General features: G+C 52.7%; 15 protein-coding genes, 4 tRNA genes and 1 pseudogene. 5 read left to right on the forward strand and 15 right to left on the reverse strand.

Going from position 1 to position 20,047, the window contains the following annotated elements; all coding sequences use genetic code 11:
- Window positions 1-178 precede the first annotated feature (178 nt).
- The 5 genes and pseudogenes from hemC (at window position 179) to aslA (ending at window position 6,614) form a co-directional block, all read left to right on the forward strand.
- Window positions 179-1,120, forward strand: coding sequence for a hydroxymethylbilane synthase (gene hemC / locus D9736_RS15255; RefSeq protein WP_130258640.1), 942 nt, complete (start codon window positions 179-181; stop codon window positions 1,118-1,120).
- Complete coding sequence (gene hemD, locus D9736_RS15260; protein ID WP_130219521.1) at window positions 1,117-1,857, forward strand: uroporphyrinogen-III synthase; 741 nt, start codon at window positions 1,117-1,119, stop codon at window positions 1,855-1,857. The genes hemC and hemD overlap by 4 nt, the downstream gene beginning before the upstream one ends.
- Before the next feature lie 21 nt (window positions 1,858-1,878).
- On the forward strand, window positions 1,879-3,090 hold the full coding sequence (hemX, locus tag D9736_RS15265) for a uroporphyrinogen-III C-methyltransferase (RefSeq protein ID WP_130258641.1): 1,212 nt from the start codon (window positions 1,879-1,881) through the stop codon (window positions 3,088-3,090).
- Between the two features lie 2 nt (window positions 3,091-3,092).
- Window positions 3,093-4,289, forward strand: coding sequence for a protoheme IX biogenesis protein HemY (gene hemY, locus D9736_RS15270; RefSeq protein ID WP_130223391.1), 1,197 nt, complete (start codon window positions 3,093-3,095; stop codon window positions 4,287-4,289).
- 680 nt (window positions 4,290-4,969) lie between these two features.
- Window positions 4,970-6,614, forward strand: a pseudogene (gene aslA, locus D9736_RS15275) (arylsulfatase AslA).
- A 165-nt stretch (window positions 6,615-6,779) separates the two neighbouring features.
- Here the strand turns inward: aslA and D9736_RS15280 are convergent.
- The 15 genes from D9736_RS15280 to wzzE form a co-directional block, all read right to left on the reverse strand.
- Window positions 6,780-8,015: an anaerobic sulfatase maturase gene (locus tag D9736_RS15280; RefSeq protein WP_130258642.1), complete on the reverse strand. Its 1,236-nt coding sequence runs from the start codon at window positions 8,013-8,015 to the stop codon at window positions 6,780-6,782.
- A 146-nt stretch (window positions 8,016-8,161) separates the two neighbouring features.
- Window positions 8,162-8,238, reverse strand: a tRNA-Pro gene (locus tag D9736_RS15285).
- 42 nt (window positions 8,239-8,280) lie between these two features.
- A tRNA-Leu gene (locus D9736_RS15290) sits at window positions 8,281-8,367 on the reverse strand.
- 20 nt (window positions 8,368-8,387) lie between these two features.
- Window positions 8,388-8,463: transfer RNA gene (locus tag D9736_RS15295), tRNA-His, on the reverse strand.
- Window positions 8,464-8,521: 58 nt separating this feature from the next.
- Window positions 8,522-8,598, reverse strand: a tRNA-Arg gene (locus D9736_RS15300).
- A gap of 102 nt (window positions 8,599-8,700) precedes the next feature.
- A complete protein-coding gene (locus D9736_RS15305) occupies window positions 8,701-10,086 on the reverse strand; it encodes an amino acid permease (protein WP_130258643.1) in 1,386 nt (461 codons plus the stop codon).
- Window positions 10,087-10,276: 190 nt separating this feature from the next.
- On the reverse strand, window positions 10,277-11,017 hold the full coding sequence (gene wecG / locus D9736_RS15310; RefSeq protein WP_130258644.1) for a lipopolysaccharide N-acetylmannosaminouronosyltransferase: 741 nt from the start codon (window positions 11,015-11,017) through the stop codon (window positions 10,277-10,279).
- A gap of 2 nt (window positions 11,018-11,019) precedes the next feature.
- Entirely contained in the window at window positions 11,020-12,372 is a 1,353-nt protein-coding gene (wzyE, locus tag D9736_RS15315) for an ECA oligosaccharide polymerase (RefSeq protein ID WP_130219536.1), read from the reverse strand.
- On the reverse strand, window positions 12,369-13,448 hold the full coding sequence (rffT, locus tag D9736_RS15320; protein WP_130258645.1) for a TDP-N-acetylfucosamine:lipid II N-acetylfucosaminyltransferase: 1,080 nt from the start codon (window positions 13,446-13,448) through the stop codon (window positions 12,369-12,371). The genes wzyE and rffT overlap by 4 nt, the downstream gene beginning before the upstream one ends.
- A complete protein-coding gene (wzxE, locus tag D9736_RS15325; RefSeq protein WP_130258646.1) occupies window positions 13,445-14,695 on the reverse strand; it encodes a lipid III flippase WzxE in 1,251 nt (416 codons plus the stop codon). Before wzxE ends, rffT begins: the two co-directional genes overlap by 4 nt.
- A 1-nt stretch (window position 14,696) precedes the next feature.
- Window positions 14,697-15,827 carry a dTDP-4-amino-4,6-dideoxygalactose transaminase gene (gene rffA / locus D9736_RS15330; protein WP_130258647.1) on the reverse strand — a complete coding sequence of 377 codons (1,131 nt, stop codon included), beginning with the start codon at window positions 15,825-15,827 and terminating at the stop codon, window positions 14,697-14,699.
- Between the two features lie 4 nt (window positions 15,828-15,831).
- Window positions 15,832-16,506 (reverse strand): dTDP-4-amino-4,6-dideoxy-D-galactose acyltransferase, encoded by a 675-nt coding sequence (gene rffC / locus D9736_RS15335; RefSeq protein WP_130258648.1) that lies wholly within the window; start codon window positions 16,504-16,506, stop codon window positions 15,832-15,834.
- Window positions 16,507-16,545: 39 nt separating this feature from the next.
- The gene (gene wecC, locus D9736_RS15340; RefSeq protein ID WP_130258649.1) at window positions 16,546-17,808 is read right to left on the reverse strand and encodes a UDP-N-acetyl-D-mannosamine dehydrogenase; all 1,263 of its coding nucleotides are present in this window, start codon (window positions 17,806-17,808) and stop codon (window positions 16,546-16,548) included.
- Complete coding sequence (gene wecB / locus D9736_RS15345) at window positions 17,805-18,935, reverse strand: UDP-N-acetylglucosamine 2-epimerase (non-hydrolyzing) (RefSeq protein WP_064530529.1); 1,131 nt, start codon at window positions 18,933-18,935, stop codon at window positions 17,805-17,807. Before wecB ends, wecC begins: the two co-directional genes overlap by 4 nt.
- A 55-nt stretch (window positions 18,936-18,990) precedes the next feature.
- The gene (gene wzzE / locus D9736_RS15350; RefSeq protein ID WP_130219549.1) at window positions 18,991-20,037 is read right to left on the reverse strand and encodes an ECA polysaccharide chain length modulation protein; all 1,047 of its coding nucleotides are present in this window, start codon (window positions 20,035-20,037) and stop codon (window positions 18,991-18,993) included.
- Window positions 20,038-20,047: the final 10 nt, after the last annotated feature.

Raw genomic sequence — 20,047 nt, forward strand, 5'->3', positions numbered from 1 at the left:
TGCGCTACATACAAGTGTAGCACCGTTTATTCTCTGTAAATTCCTTATTACGACGGCTTGAAACGCCTGTCAGGATTCCATTTACGTTTTGCATTAACGTCAACGTTTCACCACAACACTGACATCGCTCCAGCAAGGATGTTAGGATGGACCACGGATGATAATGACGGTAACAAGCATGTTAGACAATGTTTTAAGAATTGCCACACGCCAAAGCCCACTTGCACTCTGGCAGGCACACTATGTCAAAGACAAGTTGATGGCGAGCCATCCGGGATTAGTCGTTGAACTAGTACCGATGGTGACGCGCGGCGATGTAATTCTTGATACGCCGCTGGCGAAAGTAGGCGGAAAAGGCTTATTTGTTAAAGAGCTGGAAGTCGCGCTTCTGGAAAACCGCGCCGATATCGCCGTACATTCGATGAAAGATGTGCCGGTTGAATTCCCGCAAAGTCTGGGGCTGGTCACCATTTGCGAACGCGAGGATCCGCGTGATGCCTTTGTGTCCAATAATTATGACAATCTGGATGCGTTACCGGCTGGCAGTATCGTCGGGACTTCCAGCTTACGTCGCCAGTGCCAACTGGCGGAACGCCGCCCGGACCTGATTATCCGCTCTCTGCGTGGGAACGTTGGAACACGCCTTAGCAAGCTGGATAACGGCGAATACGATGCCATTATTCTTGCCGTGGCTGGATTAAAACGTTTAGGGCTGGAGTCCCGCATTCGCGCTGCGCTGCCCCCTGAAATTTCTCTTCCGGCAGTCGGACAAGGTGCAGTAGGTATTGAATGCCGCCTTAATGATACGCGTACCCGCGAGCTTCTTGCCGCGCTTAATCACCATGAAACCGCGCTACGCGTCACCGCTGAACGTGCGATGAATACCCGTCTGGAAGGGGGTTGTCAGGTGCCGATTGGCAGCTATGCCGAACTTGTCGACGGCAAAATCTGGTTGCGTGCGCTGGTCGGTGCGCCGGACGGTTCGCAGATTATTCGTGGTGAACGCCGCGGTGCGCCGCAGGATGCCGAGCAAATGGGGATTTCACTGGCGGAAGAGCTACTGAATAACGGCGCTCGGGAGATTCTCGCTGAAGTCTACAACGGAGACGCGCCAGCATGAGTATCCTGGTCACCCGCCCATCTCCAGCTGGAGAAGAGTTAGTGAGCCGTCTGCGCACACTGGGGCAGGTGGCCTGGCATTTTCCGCTGATAGAGTTTTCCCCGGGTCGGCAATTGCCACAACTTGCCGACCAGCTATCAGCACTTGGTGAAGGCGATCTGTTGTTTGCCCTTTCGCAACACGCCGTTGCTTTTGCCCAATCACAACTGCATCAACAAGCTCTTAAATGGCCATTACTTGCTGATTATTTCGCCATCGGCCGCACCACTGCGCTGGCGCTGCATACCGTGAGCGGGCACCAGGTTCGTTATCCGCAGGATCGGGAAATCAGTGAAGTCTTGCTACAATTACCGGAATTACAAAGTATTGCGGGCAAACGTGCGCTGATATTACGTGGCAACGGCGGTCGTGAGCTGATTGGAGAAACTCTGACGGCACGCGGTGCTGAAGTCACTTTTTGTGAATGTTATCAACGGTGCGCCATTCATTATGACGGTGCAGAAGAGGCGATGCGTTGGCAATCCCGCGAGGTGACGACCGTCGTTGTTACCAGCGGTGAAATGTTGCATCAACTCTGGTCATTGATCCCACAATGGTATCGTGAGCACTGGTTACTACGCTGTCGGCTTTTGGTCGTCAGTGAGCGTTTGGCGAAACTCGCCCAGGAACTGGGCTGGAATGACATTAAGGTCGCCGATAACGCTGACAACGATGCGCTATTACGGGCATTACAATAACTCTCATAACAGGAAGCCATAATGACGGAACAAGAAAAAACCTCCGCCGTGGTTGAAGATACCAGGGAGGCCGTGGACACCACGCCACAACCTGTCGTTGCAGAAAAGAAGAGTAAGAACAGTACCGCTCTGATTCTCAGTGCGGTGGCTATCGCCATTGCTCTGGCAGCAGGCGTCGGTTTGTATGGCTGGGGTAAACAACAGGCCGTCAGTCAGACTGCCACCAGCGATGCCCTGGCGAGCCAACTCACGGCACTGCAAAAAGCCCAGGAAAGCCAAAAAGCGGAGCTGGAAGGCATTATTAAGCAACAGGCTGTACAGTTAGAGCAGGCGAATCGACAGCAAGAAACGCTGGCAAAACAGCTGGATGAAGTCCAACAAAAGGTCGCTACCATCTCTGGTAGCGATGCCAAAACCTGGCTTCTGGCACAGGCGGACTTTCTGGTAAAACTTGCCGGACGTAAACTCTGGAGCGATCAGGACGTTACCACCGCAGCAGCGTTACTGAAAAGCGCTGATGCCAGCCTGGCAGATATGAATGACCCCAGCCTTATTGCTGTTCGTCGGGCAATTACCGATGATATCGCCAGCCTTTCTGCGGTATCGCAGGTGGATTATGACGGTATTATCCTCAAGTTGAATCAGCTCTCTAATCAAGTGGATAACCTGCGTCTGGCCGACAATGATAGCGACGGTTCGCCAATGGATTCCGATGGTGAAGAGCTTTCCAGCTCCATCAGCGAATGGCGCATCAATCTGCAAAAAAGCTGGCAGAATTTTATGGACAACTTCATTACGATTCGCCGTCGTGATGATACTGCCGTACCGCTGTTAGCGCCGAATCAGGATATCTATCTGCGCGAAAATATTCGTTCCCGTCTGCTGGTCGCCGCGCAAGCTGTGCCGCGTCATCAGGAAGAGACGTACCGCCAGGCGCTGGAGAACGTCTCCACCTGGGTTCGTGCTTATTACGATACTGAAGATGCCACCACCAAAGCGTTTCTCGACGAGGTGGACCAGTTAAGCCAGCAAAATATCTCGATGGATCTCCCGGAAACACTGCAAAGCCAGGCGATGCTGGAAAAACTGATGCAGACTCGCGTGCGTAACCTGCTGGCGCAACCGGCAGCAGGGGCAACGGAAGCTAAACCTGCACCTGCACCTGCACCTGCACCTGCACCTGCACCTGCACCGCAAGCTGATGCCCCGGCAGCCGCGCCGCAAGGAGAATAACCATGCTAAAAGTGTTATTGCTCTTTGTGTTGCTGATTGCGGGGATCGTGGTCGGCCCGATGATTGCCGGTCATCAGGGTTACGTACTGATCCAGACCGACAACTACAATATCGAAACCAGCGTGACTGGCCTGGCGATCATTTTGATTCTGGCGATGGTCGTGCTGTTTGCCATTGAGTGGCTACTGCGGCGGATCTTCCGCACCGGCGCGCACACCCGGGGTTGGTTTATCGGACGTAAGCGTCGCCGCGCACGTAAGCAGACAGAACAAGCGCTGCTAAAACTGGCGGAAGGCGATTATCAGCAAGTTGAAAAGCTGATGTCAAAAAATGCCGATCACGCTGAACAGCCGGTGGTGAACTACCTGCTGGCTGCCGAAGCCGCACAGCAACGAGGGGATGAAGCGCGCGCCAATCAGCATCTGGAACGCGCAGCGGAACTGGCGGGTAACGACACCATTCCGGTGGAAATCGCCCGCGTTCGCCTGCAACTGGCACGTAATGAAAACCATGCGGCACGCCACGGCGTGGATAAGTTACTCGAAGTCACACCACGCCATCCGGAAGTGCTGCGTCTGGCGGAACAGGCTTATATCCGTACCGGCGCGTGGAGCTCATTACTGGACATCATCCCGTCAATGGCGAAAGCCCACGTTGGTGACGAAGAACATCGCGCAATGCTCGAACAACAGGCATGGATTGGCCTGATGAATCAGGCACGGGCCGATGACGGCAGCGAAGGTCTGCGTAACTGGTGGAAAAACCAAAGCCGGAAAACGCGTCATCAAGTGGCGTTGCAGGTGGCAATGGCGGAACATCTTATTGAGTGTGACGATCATGATACTGCCCAGCAAATTATCATCGACGGCCTGAAACGCCAGTATGACGATCGCCTACTGCTGCCGATCCCACGACTGAAAACCAACAATCCGGAACAGCTTGAAAAAGTGCTACGCCAGCAAATCAAAAACGTCGGCGATCGCCCGCTGTTGTGGAGCACATTGGGCCAGTCACTGATGAAGCACGGCGAATGGCAGGAAGCATCCCTCGCCTTCCGCGCGGCACTGAAACAACGCCCGGACGCCTACGATTACGCATGGCTTGCCGACGCGCTGGACAGACTGCACAAACCGGAAGAAGCCGCATCGATGCGCCGCGACGGCTTGATGTTGACGTTGCAGAACAACCCGCCGCAATAGTTCTTTCTAACCCGGAGGCAAGCACCTCCGGGGCCTTTCTGATACATAAAAAAACGCCTGCTCTTATTACGGAGCAGGCGTTAAAACAGGTCTGTATGACAACAAGTGGGTGCTTCACTCAACGTTGTGTCCATGGTGTCTGATGAGGCATAAGCGACATCTGTCAGTGGACGATAAGCACCGTAAACGGCTCTGCGTCATTCCTAAGTTTATGAGGCACTAAGGCGAACATAAGAGATGGAATGAGCATCTACCCAATTATTATGCCACACAGGCCCGGGAAATAACATCCTTTAATACTTGTTATGAGACAATTCTGCAATCCAGGTTTCTTTCGTTCGCAATAATTACCTGAGAAAATATCATCCAGAACCTTACTCTCTTTAATTATAAATACTGTGAATTGTTAAAAATATTCAATAACCAATATATATTAATTACACTTCTAATCAAAAACAGCATCAATAATCAACACCATACAATAAACCTGCCTTACATATGCCCCGCACCAAGGGTAGGATTGAAAACGCTCTCCTGATCTTTCGATTCATCCTCATGGCAAATAAATAATATATTTTCATCATAATTATTTATAACCCCATTTTATCAGGGAGAGGGACCTCAATTATCAATGCTTAATTATGTCATCCATTTAATGACATGAAACCGGAGCGTTTTGCATGGAAATTTCGTTTTCACCCAAACTACTGGTGGTCGCAGTCGCCACCGCTATTCCTTTGCTGGCCAGTGCTGCAGATACCCCGTCAACCGCTACCGCGCGCGAAGGCTACGCCGGGTATGATCACCCTAACCAGTACCTGGTTAAACCTGCACGATAATATGATGCCTGTGATGCAGCATCCGGCACAGGATAAAGAAACTCAGCAGAAGCTGGCGGAATTAGAGAAAAAGACCGGTAAGAAGCCGAACGTGGTTGTTTTCTTACTGGATGACGTGGGCTGGATGGATGTCGGCTTTAATGGCGGTGGCGTGGCGGTAGGTAACCCAACGCCAGATATTGACGCCGTTGCCAGCCAGGGGCTGATTTTAACCTCTGCATATTCTCAACCAAGTTCTTCCCCTACCCGCGCCACCATTCTCACCGGACAATACTCCATCCACCACGGCATTCTGATGCCGCCGATGTACGGGCAACCGGGCGGTCTGCAAGGGTTAACCACCCTGCCGCAATTGCTGCACGACCAAGGTTACGTCACCCAGGCTATCGGGAAATGGCATATGGGGGAAAACAAAGAGTCGCAGCCGCAGAACGTTGGCTTTGATGATTTCCGTGGCTTTAACTCGGTGTCTGATATGTACACCGAATGGCGCGACGTTCACGTCAATCCGGAAGTGGCCCTGAGTCCGGACCGTTCTGAATACATCAAGCAATTACCGTTCAGCAAAGATGATGTTCATGCAGTGCGCGGCGGCGAACAACAGGCCATTGCCGACATTACGCCGAAATATATGGAAGATCTGGATCAACGCTGGATGGAATATGGCGTTAAGTTCCTCGACAAGATGGCGAAGAGCGATAAGCCTTTCTTCCTCTATTACGGCACTCGCGGCTGTCACTTCGATAACTACCCGAACGCTAAATATGCAGGTAGCTCTCCGGCACGCACCTCGTATGGCGACTGCATGGTGGAGATGAACGATGTGTTCGCTAATCTGTATAAAGCACTGGAGAAAAACGGTCAGCTTGATAACACGCTGATTGTCTTTACCTCCGATAACGGACCAGAAGCCGAAGTACCGCCGCACGGACGCACACCGTTCCGTGGTGCGAAAGGATCTACCTGGGAAGGCGGCGTTCGCGTTCCGACTTTCGTGTACTGGAAAGGCATGATCCAACCACGTAAATCTGACGGTATTGTTGATCTGGCAGATCTCTTCCCAACAGCCCTGGATCTGGCGGGGCATCCTGGGGCGAAAGTGGCGAATTTAGTACCGAAAACCACCTTTATCGATGGTGTAGACCAGACATCTTTCTTCCTGGGAACAAACGGCCAGTCTAACCGTAAGGCCGAGCACTACTTCCTCAACGGCAAACTCTCTGCTGTACGTATGGATGAGTTCAAATACCATGTGCTGATTCAGCAGCCATACGCTTATACCCAGAGCGGGTATCAGGGTGGGTTCACCGGCACAGTAATGTAAACGGCGGGATCGTCGGTGTTTAACCTCTACACCGATCCACAGGAAAGCGACTCTATCGGCGTGCGCCATATTCCGATGGGTGTACCGCTACAGACCGAAATGCACGCGTATATGGAGATCCTGAAGAAATATCCTCCACGCGCGCAGATTAAATCTGATTAAGCCGGCGATATCGCTACATCGGGCCACACTGACCTTGCCGGATGCGGCGTGAACGCCTTATCCGGCCTACAAGCCTTGCAAATTCAATAAATTGCAGCATTCTGTAGGCCGGATAAGATGCGTCAGCATCGCATCCGGCAATCAACCGCAGGCGACCGCCGATTTTTACTTATTCACCACCATCAAACGCGCCTGCATAATGTCGCTGGCCGGGCGACCGTGCGCCAACAAATCAGCCATTGCTTTAAGATATGGCGGTAGATGGCGGAAATAACGCTGATATCCGGCACACAAATAATTCAGCCCCGGTTTGCCGCTGGCATCGAGCATAAAGCGGTGTTTCGGGCAGCCTCCCCAGCACGCTTTTAACACGTTACAACTGCGACACTGCGTCGGTAACTGCTTAAATTTATCTTCACCAAAAGTCTGCTGCTGCGGGGAATCGATCATTTCTGCGATGGTCTGCTGAAGCATATTCCCCAGCCGATATTGCGGATAAACATAGTGATCGCAGGCGTAAACGTCGCCGTTGTGCTCAACAATCACCGAGCGCCCACACGTTGGCTGATGATGGCAAACCGCACCCGGCGCACCAACAAAATTGGCAAACGCCCATTCGATATTCATCACGAAAATCTTGCCGACGTCGCGTTTGATCCAGTGGTCGAATATCGCCACCAGAAACTCACCAAACTCATCGGGGCGCACCGACCATTCCGTCAGTTCGCCCTGAATATCGCCGGGAGCATGTAGTTTCAGTCCATCGCGGGTAGCTATTTCATCAGCCAGACGCTCCACTACCGGAATAAACTGGATGAACTCCACGCCCGCATCACGCAGAAAATCATAGACCTGCAAAGGTTGTAACGCGCTGGTGCGGTTAACGCAGACCAGCACGTTATAGTCGACATGATGCTTTTGCAGCAGCGTCAGGACACGCATCACCAGCTTATGCGTTGGTCTGCCGCTTTTGGTCACGCGATATTGATTGTGGATCTCAGCCGGACCATCCAGCGACAGGCCAACAAGGAAATGATGCTCTGCGAGAAACGCGCACCATTCATCATCCAGCAGCACGCCGTTGGTCTGGAAGCTGTTACTGACCTGCCTTCCCGCACCATATTTTGCCTGCAGCGCCACGGCACGGCGGTAAAACTCCAGCCCCAACAGCGTTGGCTCACCGCCCTGCCAGGTAAAAGCGACTTCGTTTTGCGGTTCGCTGGCGGCAATATAGTGACGGATATACGCTTCCAGCGTGTCATCGTCCATATGCGTGACTGGCTTTTCGCGATAAAGGGATTGTTTTTCGAGATAAAAACAGTAGTCACAGTTCAGATTACAATCGGAACCGCTCGGTTTCGCCATCACGTGAAACGCACGCGTTGGAACCTGTTGCAGCATGGTCGCTCCTTGCCTGAAGTCATCCTTCAATACGTTAAGGGCGAAATCATACCGTGGGGCAATGAGTTACCACGGGCGTTTATTGCGAAGGGAGAGTGACGAAATGCACAGAAAACAAAAAACCCCGCCGAAGCGGGGTTCAAAATTGGTCGGCGAGAGAGGATTCGAACCTCCGACCCACTGGTCCCAAACCAGTTGCGCTACCAAGCTGCGCTACTCGCCGAAATACTGCTTTTTGAATTTTTAGTTCAATTCTTTAAAGTCGTGGTGCGAGGGGGGGGACTTGAACCCCCACGTCCGTAAGAACACTAACACCTGAAGCTAGCGCGTCTACCAATTCCGCCACCTTCGCATTGTCACAACTTCTAATAATGGGGTGGCTAATGGGATTCGAACCCACGACAACTGGAATCACAATCCAGGGCTCTACCAACTGAGCTATAGCCACCACTACAAATCTTGTTACGCGGTATTACTACCACCGCAGCTCAAGCGCCGGGACTAAATGGCGCGCCCGACAGGATTCGAACCTGAGACCTCTGCCTCCGGAGGGCAGCGCTCTATCCAGCTGAGCTACGGGCGCTTAGCGCCGTTGCGGGGGTGGATAATACGGACTTCCCACCCCTCTGTCTAGTCCCTTTTTAAATAAAATGCGCGTTTGGTTACGGTTTGCGCGCTTTGCTGATTATTTCTCCAGTTTATGCGCTTTACCGTGGCGATTAAGGCCAAAAACTTTATAAATCGCCGTCACCGCCAGCATGAAGATGATGCCGACAAACAGCGACATACGGGTATCTTCATTAAAGTACATACCGATCAAAACGCAAATCAGGAATGCCATTGTTACGTAGTTAGCCCACGGGAACAGGATTGAGCGGAACGGATGGCTGGCAATCGCCGCTTTGTGTGCACGACGAAAACGCAGCTGGCTTATCAAAATCACAAACCACGGCACCATGCCCGGAAGCACGCTGGCACTGTAGACGTAGACAAACACGCGTTGTGGGTTAGGGATGATGTAGTTCAGGCATGAGCCAATTAGCAGGATGACAATGGATACCGCCACGCCTGCAACCGGCACACCGTGACGGGAAACTTTCGCCATCACCGCCGGTAACTGACGGTTTTTCGCCAGCGCGTAGAGCATACGTCCGCAACTGTACATGCCGCTGTTACAGCCAGAGAGCGCAGCCGTCAGCACCACAAAGTTGATAATGCCCGCCGCTGCGGTAATGCCGATTTTGGCGAAAGTCAGTACGAACGGGCTGCCGTTGCTGCCAATTTCATTCCACGGGAAGATGGTGACGATAACGAAAATCGCGCCTACGTAGAAAATCAGGATTCGCCACAACACTTTGCCTACGGCACTGCGCAGCGTCACCTGGGGATTCTTTGCTTCACCGGCTGTAATGCCAATCAGCTCCACGCCCTGGTAGGACGCTACCACAATACACAGCGCGGTCAGGAACCCTTTCCAGCCACCCGCAAAAAAACCGCCATGCTCTGTGAGATTGCTAAAACCAATCGACTGCCCACCATTGCCAAAGCCAAAGAAAATCACGCCCAGGCCAATGACAATCATCACGATAATCGTGGTGACTTTGATCATCGCGAACCAGAACTCGATTTCACCGTACAACCGCACCGCTGCCAGATTCGCCAGTGCCACCAGCGCCACCGCGATCAATGCGGGTATCCACTGCGCCATCTCCGGGAACCAGAACTGGACATAAACGCCAATGGCGGTGATTTCTGAGATCCCCACCGCCATCCACATAAACCAGTAAGACCAGGCGGTGAGATAGCCAAAGAACGGGCTCATGTAACGATGCGCATAAACGGCGAACGAACCGGTAACCGGTTCGAGGAACAACATTTCGCCCATTGAACGCATGATGAAAAAGACGAACAGCCCGGCGATGATATAGGCCAACAATACGGATGGCCCGGCCCATTTCAGGGTACTGGCGGCCCCCATAAACAGGCCGACGCCAATGGTGCCCCCCAGGGCGATGAGTTCGATATGTCGAGCTTCCAGCCCACGCTGTAGCTCTGGTTTGTTATCTGCCATAAATCCTCGTGTTGTGTTTGCATGCTTTCCGGTGTTACCGGTTATCGTTATGGGTACATCGAGTGTTGCGAATGTTTTCGTAATTCAGGAGAAATGGCAAATAAAGCATTAAAAATTTGAATGCTTTGTGTAATAAAAAGACAGGCAGGCGACGAAGTGACCACTCCGTCGCTTTACAGAGAGAGGAAAATCAGAGATCGCCGGTGTAATGCCAGCGTAAATAACGCAGCAAACGAAGCTGGCGCTTAATGCGACTCGGCTGCGAAAGCAGTCTATAAAGCCACTCCAGTCCCAGCGTTTGCCAGATTTTCGGCGCGCGTTTTACGTGACCGGTGAAAACATCATAAGTCCCGCCAACGCCCATATACAGCGCATTAGGGTGCACCAGGCGGCAGTCGCGCATGAAGATCTCCTGCTTTGGTGACCCCATTGCGACAGTGACGATTTGCGCACCACTGGCGTGAATACGCTCAAACAGCGCCTGACGCTGCTCAGGCTTGAAATAACCGTCCTGGCTGCCAACGATATTCACATTCCACTGGTCGCGCAGTTTAGCTTCGGTCTGCGCCAGCACATCAGGTTTACCGCCCACAAGAAATACCGGCGTCTCTTCCTTGCCAGCGCGCGCCATTACTTCTTCCCAGAGATCGGCACCGGCAACGCGGGAAACCTGTGCCTGCGGGTACTTTTTACGCACCGACCGCACAACGCTAATGCCATCGGCATATTTAAATTCGGCAGCGTTAATTAACTCCCTGACATCGGCGTTATCTTCAATGGTCAGCATTTTTTCGGCATTAATGGCAACCAGCGTTCCCTGCTTAAGCTGTCCGTCAGCGAACAGATAATCGAGGGCATGCTGCATATCACGCCAACCGATCAACTGTAAGCCACGCAGCGTATAGGTCGGTGCCGTGGTGTTGTTATTCATTGTTATCCTTCAACCTGCGTCCGGAGCGATGATTTTATTCGTTTATGAACGAGTCCGGCGCTATCAAAAAGCCAGTACAGCAGTTTTGCAATCATCAGGCTTGCGCCGAAGACCACGATAAAAAAGACGACACGCGAGACAAACGAATCCAACCCTTCGCGGGCCAGCACGATCATATTGAAGATCGCCCCAAAGCAGAAACTGTGGAGAATCGCAGCCTTATAGCGATTAGTTTCGCGGTTGCCCAGCTCATACAACCAGTCGAACCATTTGATGATCAGACCAACCACAATCGCCCCGAGCGGGATGAACAACGCACCGCCCATAACAACCAGTGAGCCTATAAGCGTAGGCGAGATCGCCAGTCCGGAGTGGTTATTCAGCACTTCCCAGGTAAAGTAGTTGGCGGAGTTCAGCACCATACTCGGACGCCCAGGCCACAGCCAGGAAGGGATAAAGACATAGAAATCGCGGACAATTGGAGCCAGGCCCTGGAAGTCAATGTTGTCGTAGTTCTGCAACAGCAGCGCCAGATTCTCCCACGGCGAGAAGGTGTCGCGGGTGAGATAGAGAAACGTATAGAACGCCTCATCGCCGCTGACGCTCATTCCATAGCGTTTTAGCGCCAGCCAGAACATGCCAACAATCCCCAGCACGCCCGCCGCCGCCAGCATCCACAACGAAATCCAGCCGCGAATAATGCCGATAAACAGGAAGATAGCAAACGCGATAATGATATTGGCGCGAGTGCCGCCGACAATCATGTAAGTCAGCAAACCGAAGGCAACCGTGCTGACGAGGAAAAACAACCACGCTTTGCTGTCCTGGCGCAGAAAGTAGACCACTAACATTGCCGGGATGAAAAAGTAAAAGAAACGCTTTAACGCCACGCCAGAGACTTCGCTGGAGAAGATCTGGCTGTAGGAGTTAAGCCGGAACAGCAAAAAACCGTTATGCATGAAAAAGATGCCAACGCTCACCAGCGCGATGCCCATCAGAATCACCCACGTGAGATTGGTTTCTACGCGGTTCATGGTAAACACTGGACGGCGCGGTGCATCGGCAACGCGTTTGCGTAAACGTGTTTTGTAAGTGACGTAGTAAACTGCGTAAAATCCCCCCGCAGAAAGTAACGCCTGCAACAAGATCTCTGGTGGCACCACGGCAACATCAAAGCGAAACACCAGCAAGCTGGTCAGCGGGAAGCCGAAGAAAAAGGTCAGCAAAAACAGCAATGAAAAGAAGACATTGAAGTTAAAGCGCACGCGGCGAAACTCAAACCATGTCAGCGTGGCGATAAACAGCGTGCAGAGCAGCCAGACAACAAAAAGACCGCTGAATTGCAGCAGGCTCATGCGACCTCCCCGGTGGCAATAGCCAGCGCCCGCTGCCAGCCTTGCAGATAGTTCGGGCTAAAGAAGGCAATGTTGTTTTTATCCACCGACGCCAACTGGCGCTGCGCTTCACGCACAATATCTTCATTGAGATCGTCAGTGGTAAACAGCACCGGCAAATGCTGTTCTGTCATATCCTGCCAGAACGGATTTTCCCGGTTAAGCACACAAGGAATGCCCGCCTGAATCAGCAAGCACAGCGTACCAATGCCCTGCTGGCGGGCAAAAATAAAGTAGCCGAGATCGCACTGGCGAAGTAGCGCCAGATAGGCGTCAAATTCCAGTTTTTCGCTCAGCACTTGCAGATTTTCTTCGCTGAATAACTTGAGCCCCGCCTGACGAACTTCGTCGATATACGCTTCGTTATTAGGCGGATAGCCCATCGGTACAACCACTTTTACCGTATCGCCAAACTGCTGATGAACAGCACGCAAAGCGGCGATATGCTCATTGCTGCGATCGCCGGAGTTCCCTACCAAAATGGTCATTTTCCCTTCACGTTGCCGATCGTTCGCCATTGTATTGAGAGAAGGGTCCATCCGGGTTGGGAAGTAAATCAGTTCGCCCCGCACCTTTGGATGCGTTTTGGCAAAAAAGCTCAAGTCTCCCCGAGTGGCAAACACACAGCCCACTCGCTTTTGTGCCAGTCGGCGCAGCGGATAAAAAAGTTTATATCTCAAGCCACTGGAAAGCTCATACAGATCTGCCCCCCAGATATGCCAGTAAAACTGGCTGGGCTTGATTCCGCCACTAAGCAGCGCCAGCCACAGCTTTGGATTGAACTGACCGTGGAAGAAAAACCGCTGCTGACGGTTAGCTTTCGCTTTTGCGATGACCGCTTCCGCCAGCGATTTTTTCCCAGGGAAAAATTGCACAGAAAGCGCCGGACAGCTATCACTTAAGCCGTCGTCCTTGCCAACAACCATAAACTCGCGCGCGTGCTCGCTCGTCGCGGCCAGCGCGTCGTTGAAAAACCGCAGAACGGTTTGGTTATGGTGAGGGATATCCGATCCCAGTACGTGAATCAGTACAGTCATGCCCGCCTACGCCAGAGTAAAAACACGCCACAACAAAGAGAAAAATAGACGATATAAGTTGCCATGTAGGCCTGCGCCGCGCCCAGGGCGCCATGCGCAGGGATCAACCAGTGGGCAAATACCATCAATAAAGTGAACTGGCTGACTTCCGCCAGAATATAAAACCGCAGCGACGCTTTGGCGATCACCAGATAACCAAAGACATAGGCGCCCACTTTCAACACATCGCCGACCAACTGCCAGGCAAAGAGATCCCGCATGGCGGTAAATTTATTCGACAACAGTAGCCAGATGGCAAAATCACGCAGTAGCCAGACGGTGAAACTCGCTGCTGCCACGGCCGGTAAAACAAATTTCAGCGACTTCACCACTTCCCGGGTGATATCGCGTTTTTCCGTTAGCCGCGACAACGTGGGCAGTAAATATACACTGAACGATGCGGTAATAAATTGCAGGTAGGCGTCGGAAATACTGCTCACCCCTTGCCAGATCCCCACTTCATCCCAGCTATACTGCGCCGCCAGCAGTTTACGCATCATGATGTACGCAACGGGCAAGGTCACCGACGTAATCAACGCCATGAGCGTAAATTTGCTCAACTGCCCTGCCAGACCGTTATCCCAGCTGGGTTTTAGATAGCTTAACGGGACAGCGCCACGCTTAATTAACATGACAGCGGCAGGCATTACCACCAGCGCGGGAATCAGCGCCAGACCAAGCAACGCGCCTTCATAACCGCCAAAACGGTAACTGACATAATAAGCGATAACGCCAATCAGGCTGCCGACAATCAGTGATAATGCATTACCCGCGGCATCGCGAAAGCCTTTCATTAGCGCCAGCAACAGGTTGCCCCAGGCGATCCCCATTTGCACCAGCGCCACTAAACGCACCAGCCCCTGATAGTCGGTATTACCAAACAATCCCTGGCTGATTGGCGCAGCCGCCAGCACAAAGACCAGCGCCATCAGCGTGGAGAAGCCAAGCACCATCGCAGATGAAGTGCCGACCACACGGCGCAGCTGCTGCGGATTATCATGGTACTGGGCAACGTATTTGGTTACGCCATTAAAGATGCCCGCCCCGGCAAGCACGCCGAGCACGGTAATCAACTGGCGGAAATTTGCCGCCAGCCCTAGTCCTGCCGGACCAAATGACACCGCCAGTAATTTACCAACCAGTAACCCAGCGCCAATCTTGACCAGTGTACTGGCCGCCGTCCACAAGGACGCTTTTGCCAGTGACATATCAGGAGAAGTAGTTCAACAAGGTCGCAATTACCGTGCGCTGATTGACGGACGACAGGTTGTAGAACAACGGCAGGCGCAGCAGGCGCTCGCTCTCTTTGGTGGTGTAGCGATCTTCACCGTGAAACTCACCAAAGCGTTCACCCGCAGGGCTTGCGTGCAGCGGAATGTAATGGAACACCGCCATGATTTCCGCTTCCTTCAGGAAGCTAATCAACGCGCTCCGGTCATCAATATCCCGCAGCTTGATGTAGAACATATGCGCGTTCTGCACGCAGTCATCCGGAATCGACGGCAGCTCGATACGCCCGGCTTTCGCCAGAGGTGCTAACGCATCGTAGTAGTTTTGCCACAGCGCCAGACGTTGCTGGTTGATGCGTTCGGCTGCTTCCAGTTGCGCCCACAGATACGCAGCTTGCAGATCGGACATCAAATAGCTGGAGCCGATATCGCGCCAGGTATATTTATCAACCTGACCACGGAAGAACTGGCTGCGGTTAGTCCCTTTTTCGCGAATGATCTCGGCACGTTCAATCAACGCTTTATCGTTAATCAGCGTCGCCCCGCCTTCACCACCCGCCGTGTAATTTTTGGTTTCATGGAAGCTAAAGCAGCCAATATGGCCAATGGTTCCCAGCGCACGCCCTTTGTAAGTGGACATCACGCCCTGAGCGGCATCTTCCACCACAAACAGGTTATGCTTTTTCGCCAACGCCATAATGGTGTCCATTTCACAGGCCACGCCCGCGTAATGGACTGGAACGATAACGCGTGTTTTGTCGGTGATCGCCGCTTCAATCAGCGTTTCGTCGATGTTCATGGTGTCCGGGCGAACATCAACAAAGACGATTTTCGCACCACGTAGCACAAAGGCATTGGCGGTGGAGACAAAGGTGTAGCTCGGCATGATCACTTCATCGCCAGGCTGGATATCGAGCAGCAGCGCCGCCATCTCCAGCGAAGCGGTGCAGGACGGCGTCAGTAACACTTTGGCGCTGCCAAAACGTTGCTCCAGCCACTGCTGGCAGCGACGGGTAAAACCGCCATCACCACACAGTTTGCCGCTACCCATTGCCGACTGCATATAGTCGAGTTCGGTTCCCACCACCGGCGGTGCGTTAAATGGAATCATGTGATCACCTGTATAACCAGTACGCGGTGCTTTCTATATTCGCACCACTTTGTATGTATCGTTTAAGCGCGGCGGTGTTGCCCATCTGGGTCGCCACCCGCAATGTTATTTTACCGCGAGCATACGCCCAGTTTAGCGCTGCTTGCATCAGGTGTGCACCTTCTCTGCGTCCTGCCAGTAAGCCAATGCGCGCGTCAGTGGTATTCAACTCTCGCAGAGAAACATAGCCGCGAATCTCGCCGGAAGCCGCGCGTAAAACCAGGCATTGATGATCAAAGGTGCCGCGCACGGCATTTTCAATCCACTGCGCATAAAAGCGACCGCTGGCGTCAGGCGCATACCACGGCGCACGAAAACGGCTTTGCGCGAATGCTTCACGGGCTAACTGGCGTAGTACTGGAATATCTGATTCTTGAGCCACTTCCGCATGGTTTTCACTGACGTTGATCACGGGGAGAGCCAAATCCACTTCCCCTTCTACCAGTGAGAATCCCAGCTGTTGCAGAGCATCCAGTTCATCGGTATTGGATGCGGCAATTTTGGCCTGTACCCGTGACCACGGCGCCAAAACGTCAGGTGTCAGGAGCGGTGCATCAGGACTAATGCGCACAATGGCGCTGTTAACGCCAAAGAAGGCGTTTTCCCAGGTTAGTGGTTCAATACTGGCGCGGACGGGCATTCTAATCTCCCTCAACACAGTCTTTTACTGTAATCAGTATCAGCGCCAGACTCCTTTGGTATCCACCACATACTGCTGCTGTACATCATCGCCGCTAATGGCTTTAAACTGGCTGTGATCTACCAGCATCACCAGCACATCTGCCGTCGCCAGCGCCTCGTCAAGCTGCGCCAGCATGCAAAGCCCGGTCAGTTTTTTCGGCAACTGGTGAATGTTAGGCTCAACAACCAGCGTTTCGCCGCTGTGCCACTGGGCGATCAGTTCAGCGATTTCCATCGCCGGGCTTTCGCGCAGGTCATCAATATTCGGTTTAAACGCCAGGCCAAAGCAGGCGATTTTCAGCTCGCTGGCGCGTTTATCAGTAGCAGCCAGACAATCAGCGACCGCCGCTTTCACCTGATCGATAACCCAGAAAGGCTTGTGATCGTTCACTTCGCGCGCGGTACGGATAAGCTGCGCCTGCTGCGGGTTCTGTGCCACGATAAACCACGGATCAACAGCGATACAGTGACCGCCCACGCCCGGACCAGGCTGGAGAATATTGACTCGTGGATGGCGATTCGCCAGACGAATCAGTTCCCAGACGTTAATTCCTTGCTCGGCACAAATCAGCGACAGTTCGTTAGCAAAAGCAATATTCACGTCGCGGAAGCTGTTTTCTGTGAGCTTACACATTTCCGCCGTCCGCGAGTTAGTGACGACACACTCACCTTCGAGGAAAATTTTGTACAGTTCGCTGGCGCGCGCCGAGCAAACTGGCGTCATGCCGCCAATGACGCGATCGTTTTTAATCAGCTCGACCATCACCTGGCCCGGCAACACGCGTTCCGGGCAATACGCAATATTGACGTCCGCCTGCTCACCCACCTGCTGCGGGAAAGTCAGGTCCGGACGGATCTCTGCTAACCATTCTGCCATCTTCTCGGTTGAGCCCACTGGCGAGGTGGATTCAAGGATCACCAACGCGCCTTTTTTCAGCACCGGCGCAATGGAGCGGGCAGCCGATTCGACGTAGGCCATATCCGGCTCATGATCGCCTTTAAATGGCGTTGGGACAGCAATCAGCCAGGCATCAGCCTCAACCGGCGTCGTGCTCGCTCGTAAAAAACCACCTTCTACGGCAGTTTTTACCACGCTCGCTAAATCAGGTTCGACGATATGGATTTCGCCACGATTGATGGTATCAACCGCTTGTTGATTGATATCAACACCAATCACCTGTTTTTGCCGTGAGGCAAACGCAGCCGCCGTTGGCAGCCCGATATAACCTAGTCCGATAACAGAAATGGTCGCAAAACTCATAGTGATATCCGATTATTTTTTAACGCTTCCAAAATGCGAGAGCATGCCTGACCATCACCATACGGGTTATGGGCGCGGCTCATAGTTTGATATTCATCTTCGTCTTCTAAAAGACGCGTCACTTCCTCGACGATCCGTTGCTTATCCGTCCCCACCAGACGTACCGTACCTGCGGTCACCGCTTCTGGGCGTTCGGTGGTATCGCGCATCACCAGCACCGGTTTACCCAGAGAAGGTGCTTCTTCCTGAATGCCGCCAGAGTCAGTCAAAATCAACCAGGCGTGGTTCATCAACCAGACAAACGGTAAATACTCCTGGGGATCAATCAAAATGACATTTTTCACATGTCCCAGAATGCGATTGACCGGCTCTCTGACATTCGGGTTAAGGTGTACCGGATAAACAATCTGGATGTCCTGATGAGTGGTAGCAATTTCAGCCAGCGCATGGCAGATTTCTTCAAAGCCACGACCAAAGCTCTCACGTCTGTGACCGGTCACCAGAATCATCTTTTTATCGGGGTCGATAAACGGGTAATTTGCCGCCAGTTCTGAACGCAGCGTATCGCTGCTCATTACCTGGTCGCGCACCCACAGCAGCGCATCAATTACTGTATTACCGGTAATAAATATTCGGCTGTCAGCGACGTTTTCACGCAGCAAATTTTGCCGGGAAGTTTCAGTTGGTGAGAAATGGTACATCGCCAGATGCCCGGTCAATGTACGGTTAGCCTCTTCCGGCCACGGCGAATAGAGATCGCCCGTGCGCAGTCCGGCCTCAACGTGACCAACAGGAATTCGCTGATAAAACGCTGCCAGGCTGGTTGCCAGTGTGGTGGTAGTATCACCGTGAACCAGCACAACGTCTGGTTTGAACTCGGCAAGAATAGGTTTTAGTCCTTCCAGAATCCGACAGGTTATCTCTGTCAGGCCCTGTCCTGGCTGCATTATGTTGAGATCGTAGTCAGGTACAATGGAAAAGAGTTTCAGCACCTGATCGAGCATCTCCCGATGCTGCGCAGTGACGCAAACTTTAGCCTCAAAAAAAGGATCTTTTGCCAACGCATGCACCAACGGCGCCATCTTGATGGCTTCCGGGCGCGTACCAAATACAGTCAGTACTTTCACATCGATTCTCTTCGAATAAGCGGCGAGCGCCTTTGCGCTCACCACAGCTGTGTTGCTATTTCGAGCAACGGCGGGTTAATGCGACACCAGCCCCGATCAGCCCCCCGACAATGCCCCACATAATCATCAGGAAGGCACGACGTGGGCTATCGCGTTTTACCGGTTCTTCCGGTGTACGCAAATAGCGATAGGTCTGAAAACGCGGATCCAGGGTTGGACCAACATTAAGGGTGTTTAACATGGCCCGATTCTGATCATAGTCGAGATCAAAGGCTGGGCCGACAGCCTGTAAATTTTCGAGTCGCGCCTGGAGCATCGGGCGCCCCAACAGGAACATTTCTGAATCAGGTAATTCCTCGGCTGGCACGTCTGTCGCACTGCGAGAAATATTGTGTTGCTCGGCGATTTTAAGTGCCTGTTCAATACTGTTCATCCGGCGGTCGTAGATGGACTTAGCCACTTCTTCCTGACGCTTCACCTGAGCTTTCATCTGAATAGTGCGCGCCGCCCATGCGCCTTTCAGCTCATCATTCAGATGGCTGGCTGCACGCTGGCTGGCAAAAGCAACATATTGACGAAGCAGGTTATTAGCATCGGGGGCGGTTTCGGCAACCAGCTTAACGCTGTCATTGACCGCGCGGGCGAAATCACCCGGAATAAACAGGATGTTGTTGATCATTTCATCCAGCAGAGCCGCATCGGCTTTACTGTTACCGACCATCCGCTGTTTGTAATAGTCAGTCTGCAACCAGAAATCGCGGCGGGTATCCCACGACGCCAGTTGCATAACAAACTCTTTATAGGCTTCATCCATAACCGATGGTTGGTCGGCAGGGGCCATATTTGAACGAACATCCAGGTTACGCAAAAATTGCTGCTGCGAGTAGTACCCGCCCAGCATATTCACGGTTGGACGATCGGTAATCGCCGTCGCACTCCACTCCTGACGCGCAAAAAAAGTATACGCCAACGCGATTAAGGCAAACACCAGCCCCATGCCAATAATCCACAGCTTCCCAGCCCACAAGGTACGAAACAACCCACGAATATCCAGTTCATTTTCAGCGTCTTCGGCTGGTTTCCCAGGCATTGGTTGCGTCATTACATCCTCA

The organism is Escherichia sp. E10V10 (assembly GCF_004211985.1).
Lineage (GTDB): Bacteria > Pseudomonadota > Gammaproteobacteria > Enterobacterales > Enterobacteriaceae > Escherichia.

Coding starts and splice junctions, on each gene's coding strand:
- wzxE (WP_130258646.1), bottom strand. CDS start 14,695: ATGTCACTGGCAAAAGCGTCCTTGTGGACGGCGGCCAGTACACTGGTC.
- hemY (WP_130223391.1), top strand. CDS start 3,093: ATGCTAAAAGTGTTATTGCTCTTTGTGTTGCTGATTGCGGGGATCGTG.
- wecC (WP_130258649.1), bottom strand. CDS start 17,808: ATGAGTTTTGCGACCATTTCTGTTATCGGACTAGGTTATATCGGGCTG.
- hemX (WP_130258641.1), top strand. CDS start 1,879: ATGACGGAACAAGAAAAAACCTCCGCCGTGGTTGAAGATACCAGGGAG.
- D9736_RS15280 (WP_130258642.1), bottom strand. CDS start 8,015: ATGCTGCAACAGGTTCCAACGCGTGCGTTTCACGTGATGGCGAAACCG.
- wzyE (WP_130219536.1), bottom strand. CDS start 12,372: ATGAGCCTGCTGCAATTCAGCGGTCTTTTTGTTGTCTGGCTGCTCTGC.
- rffC (WP_130258648.1), bottom strand. CDS start 16,506: ATGCCCGTCCGCGCCAGTATTGAACCACTAACCTGGGAAAACGCCTTC.
- hemC (WP_130258640.1), top strand. CDS start 179: ATGTTAGACAATGTTTTAAGAATTGCCACACGCCAAAGCCCACTTGCA.
- D9736_RS15305 (WP_130258643.1), bottom strand. CDS start 10,086: ATGGCAGATAACAAACCAGAGCTACAGCGTGGGCTGGAAGCTCGACAT.
- wecG (WP_130258644.1), bottom strand. CDS start 11,017: ATGAATAACAACACCACGGCACCGACCTATACGCTGCGTGGCTTACAG.
- hemD (WP_130219521.1), top strand. CDS start 1,117: ATGAGTATCCTGGTCACCCGCCCATCTCCAGCTGGAGAAGAGTTAGTG.
- rffA (WP_130258647.1), bottom strand. CDS start 15,827: ATGATTCCATTTAACGCACCGCCGGTGGTGGGAACCGAACTCGACTAT.
- rffT (WP_130258645.1), bottom strand. CDS start 13,448: ATGACTGTACTGATTCACGTACTGGGATCGGATATCCCTCACCATAAC.
- wzzE (WP_130219549.1), bottom strand. CDS start 20,037: ATGACGCAACCAATGCCTGGGAAACCAGCCGAAGACGCTGAAAATGAA.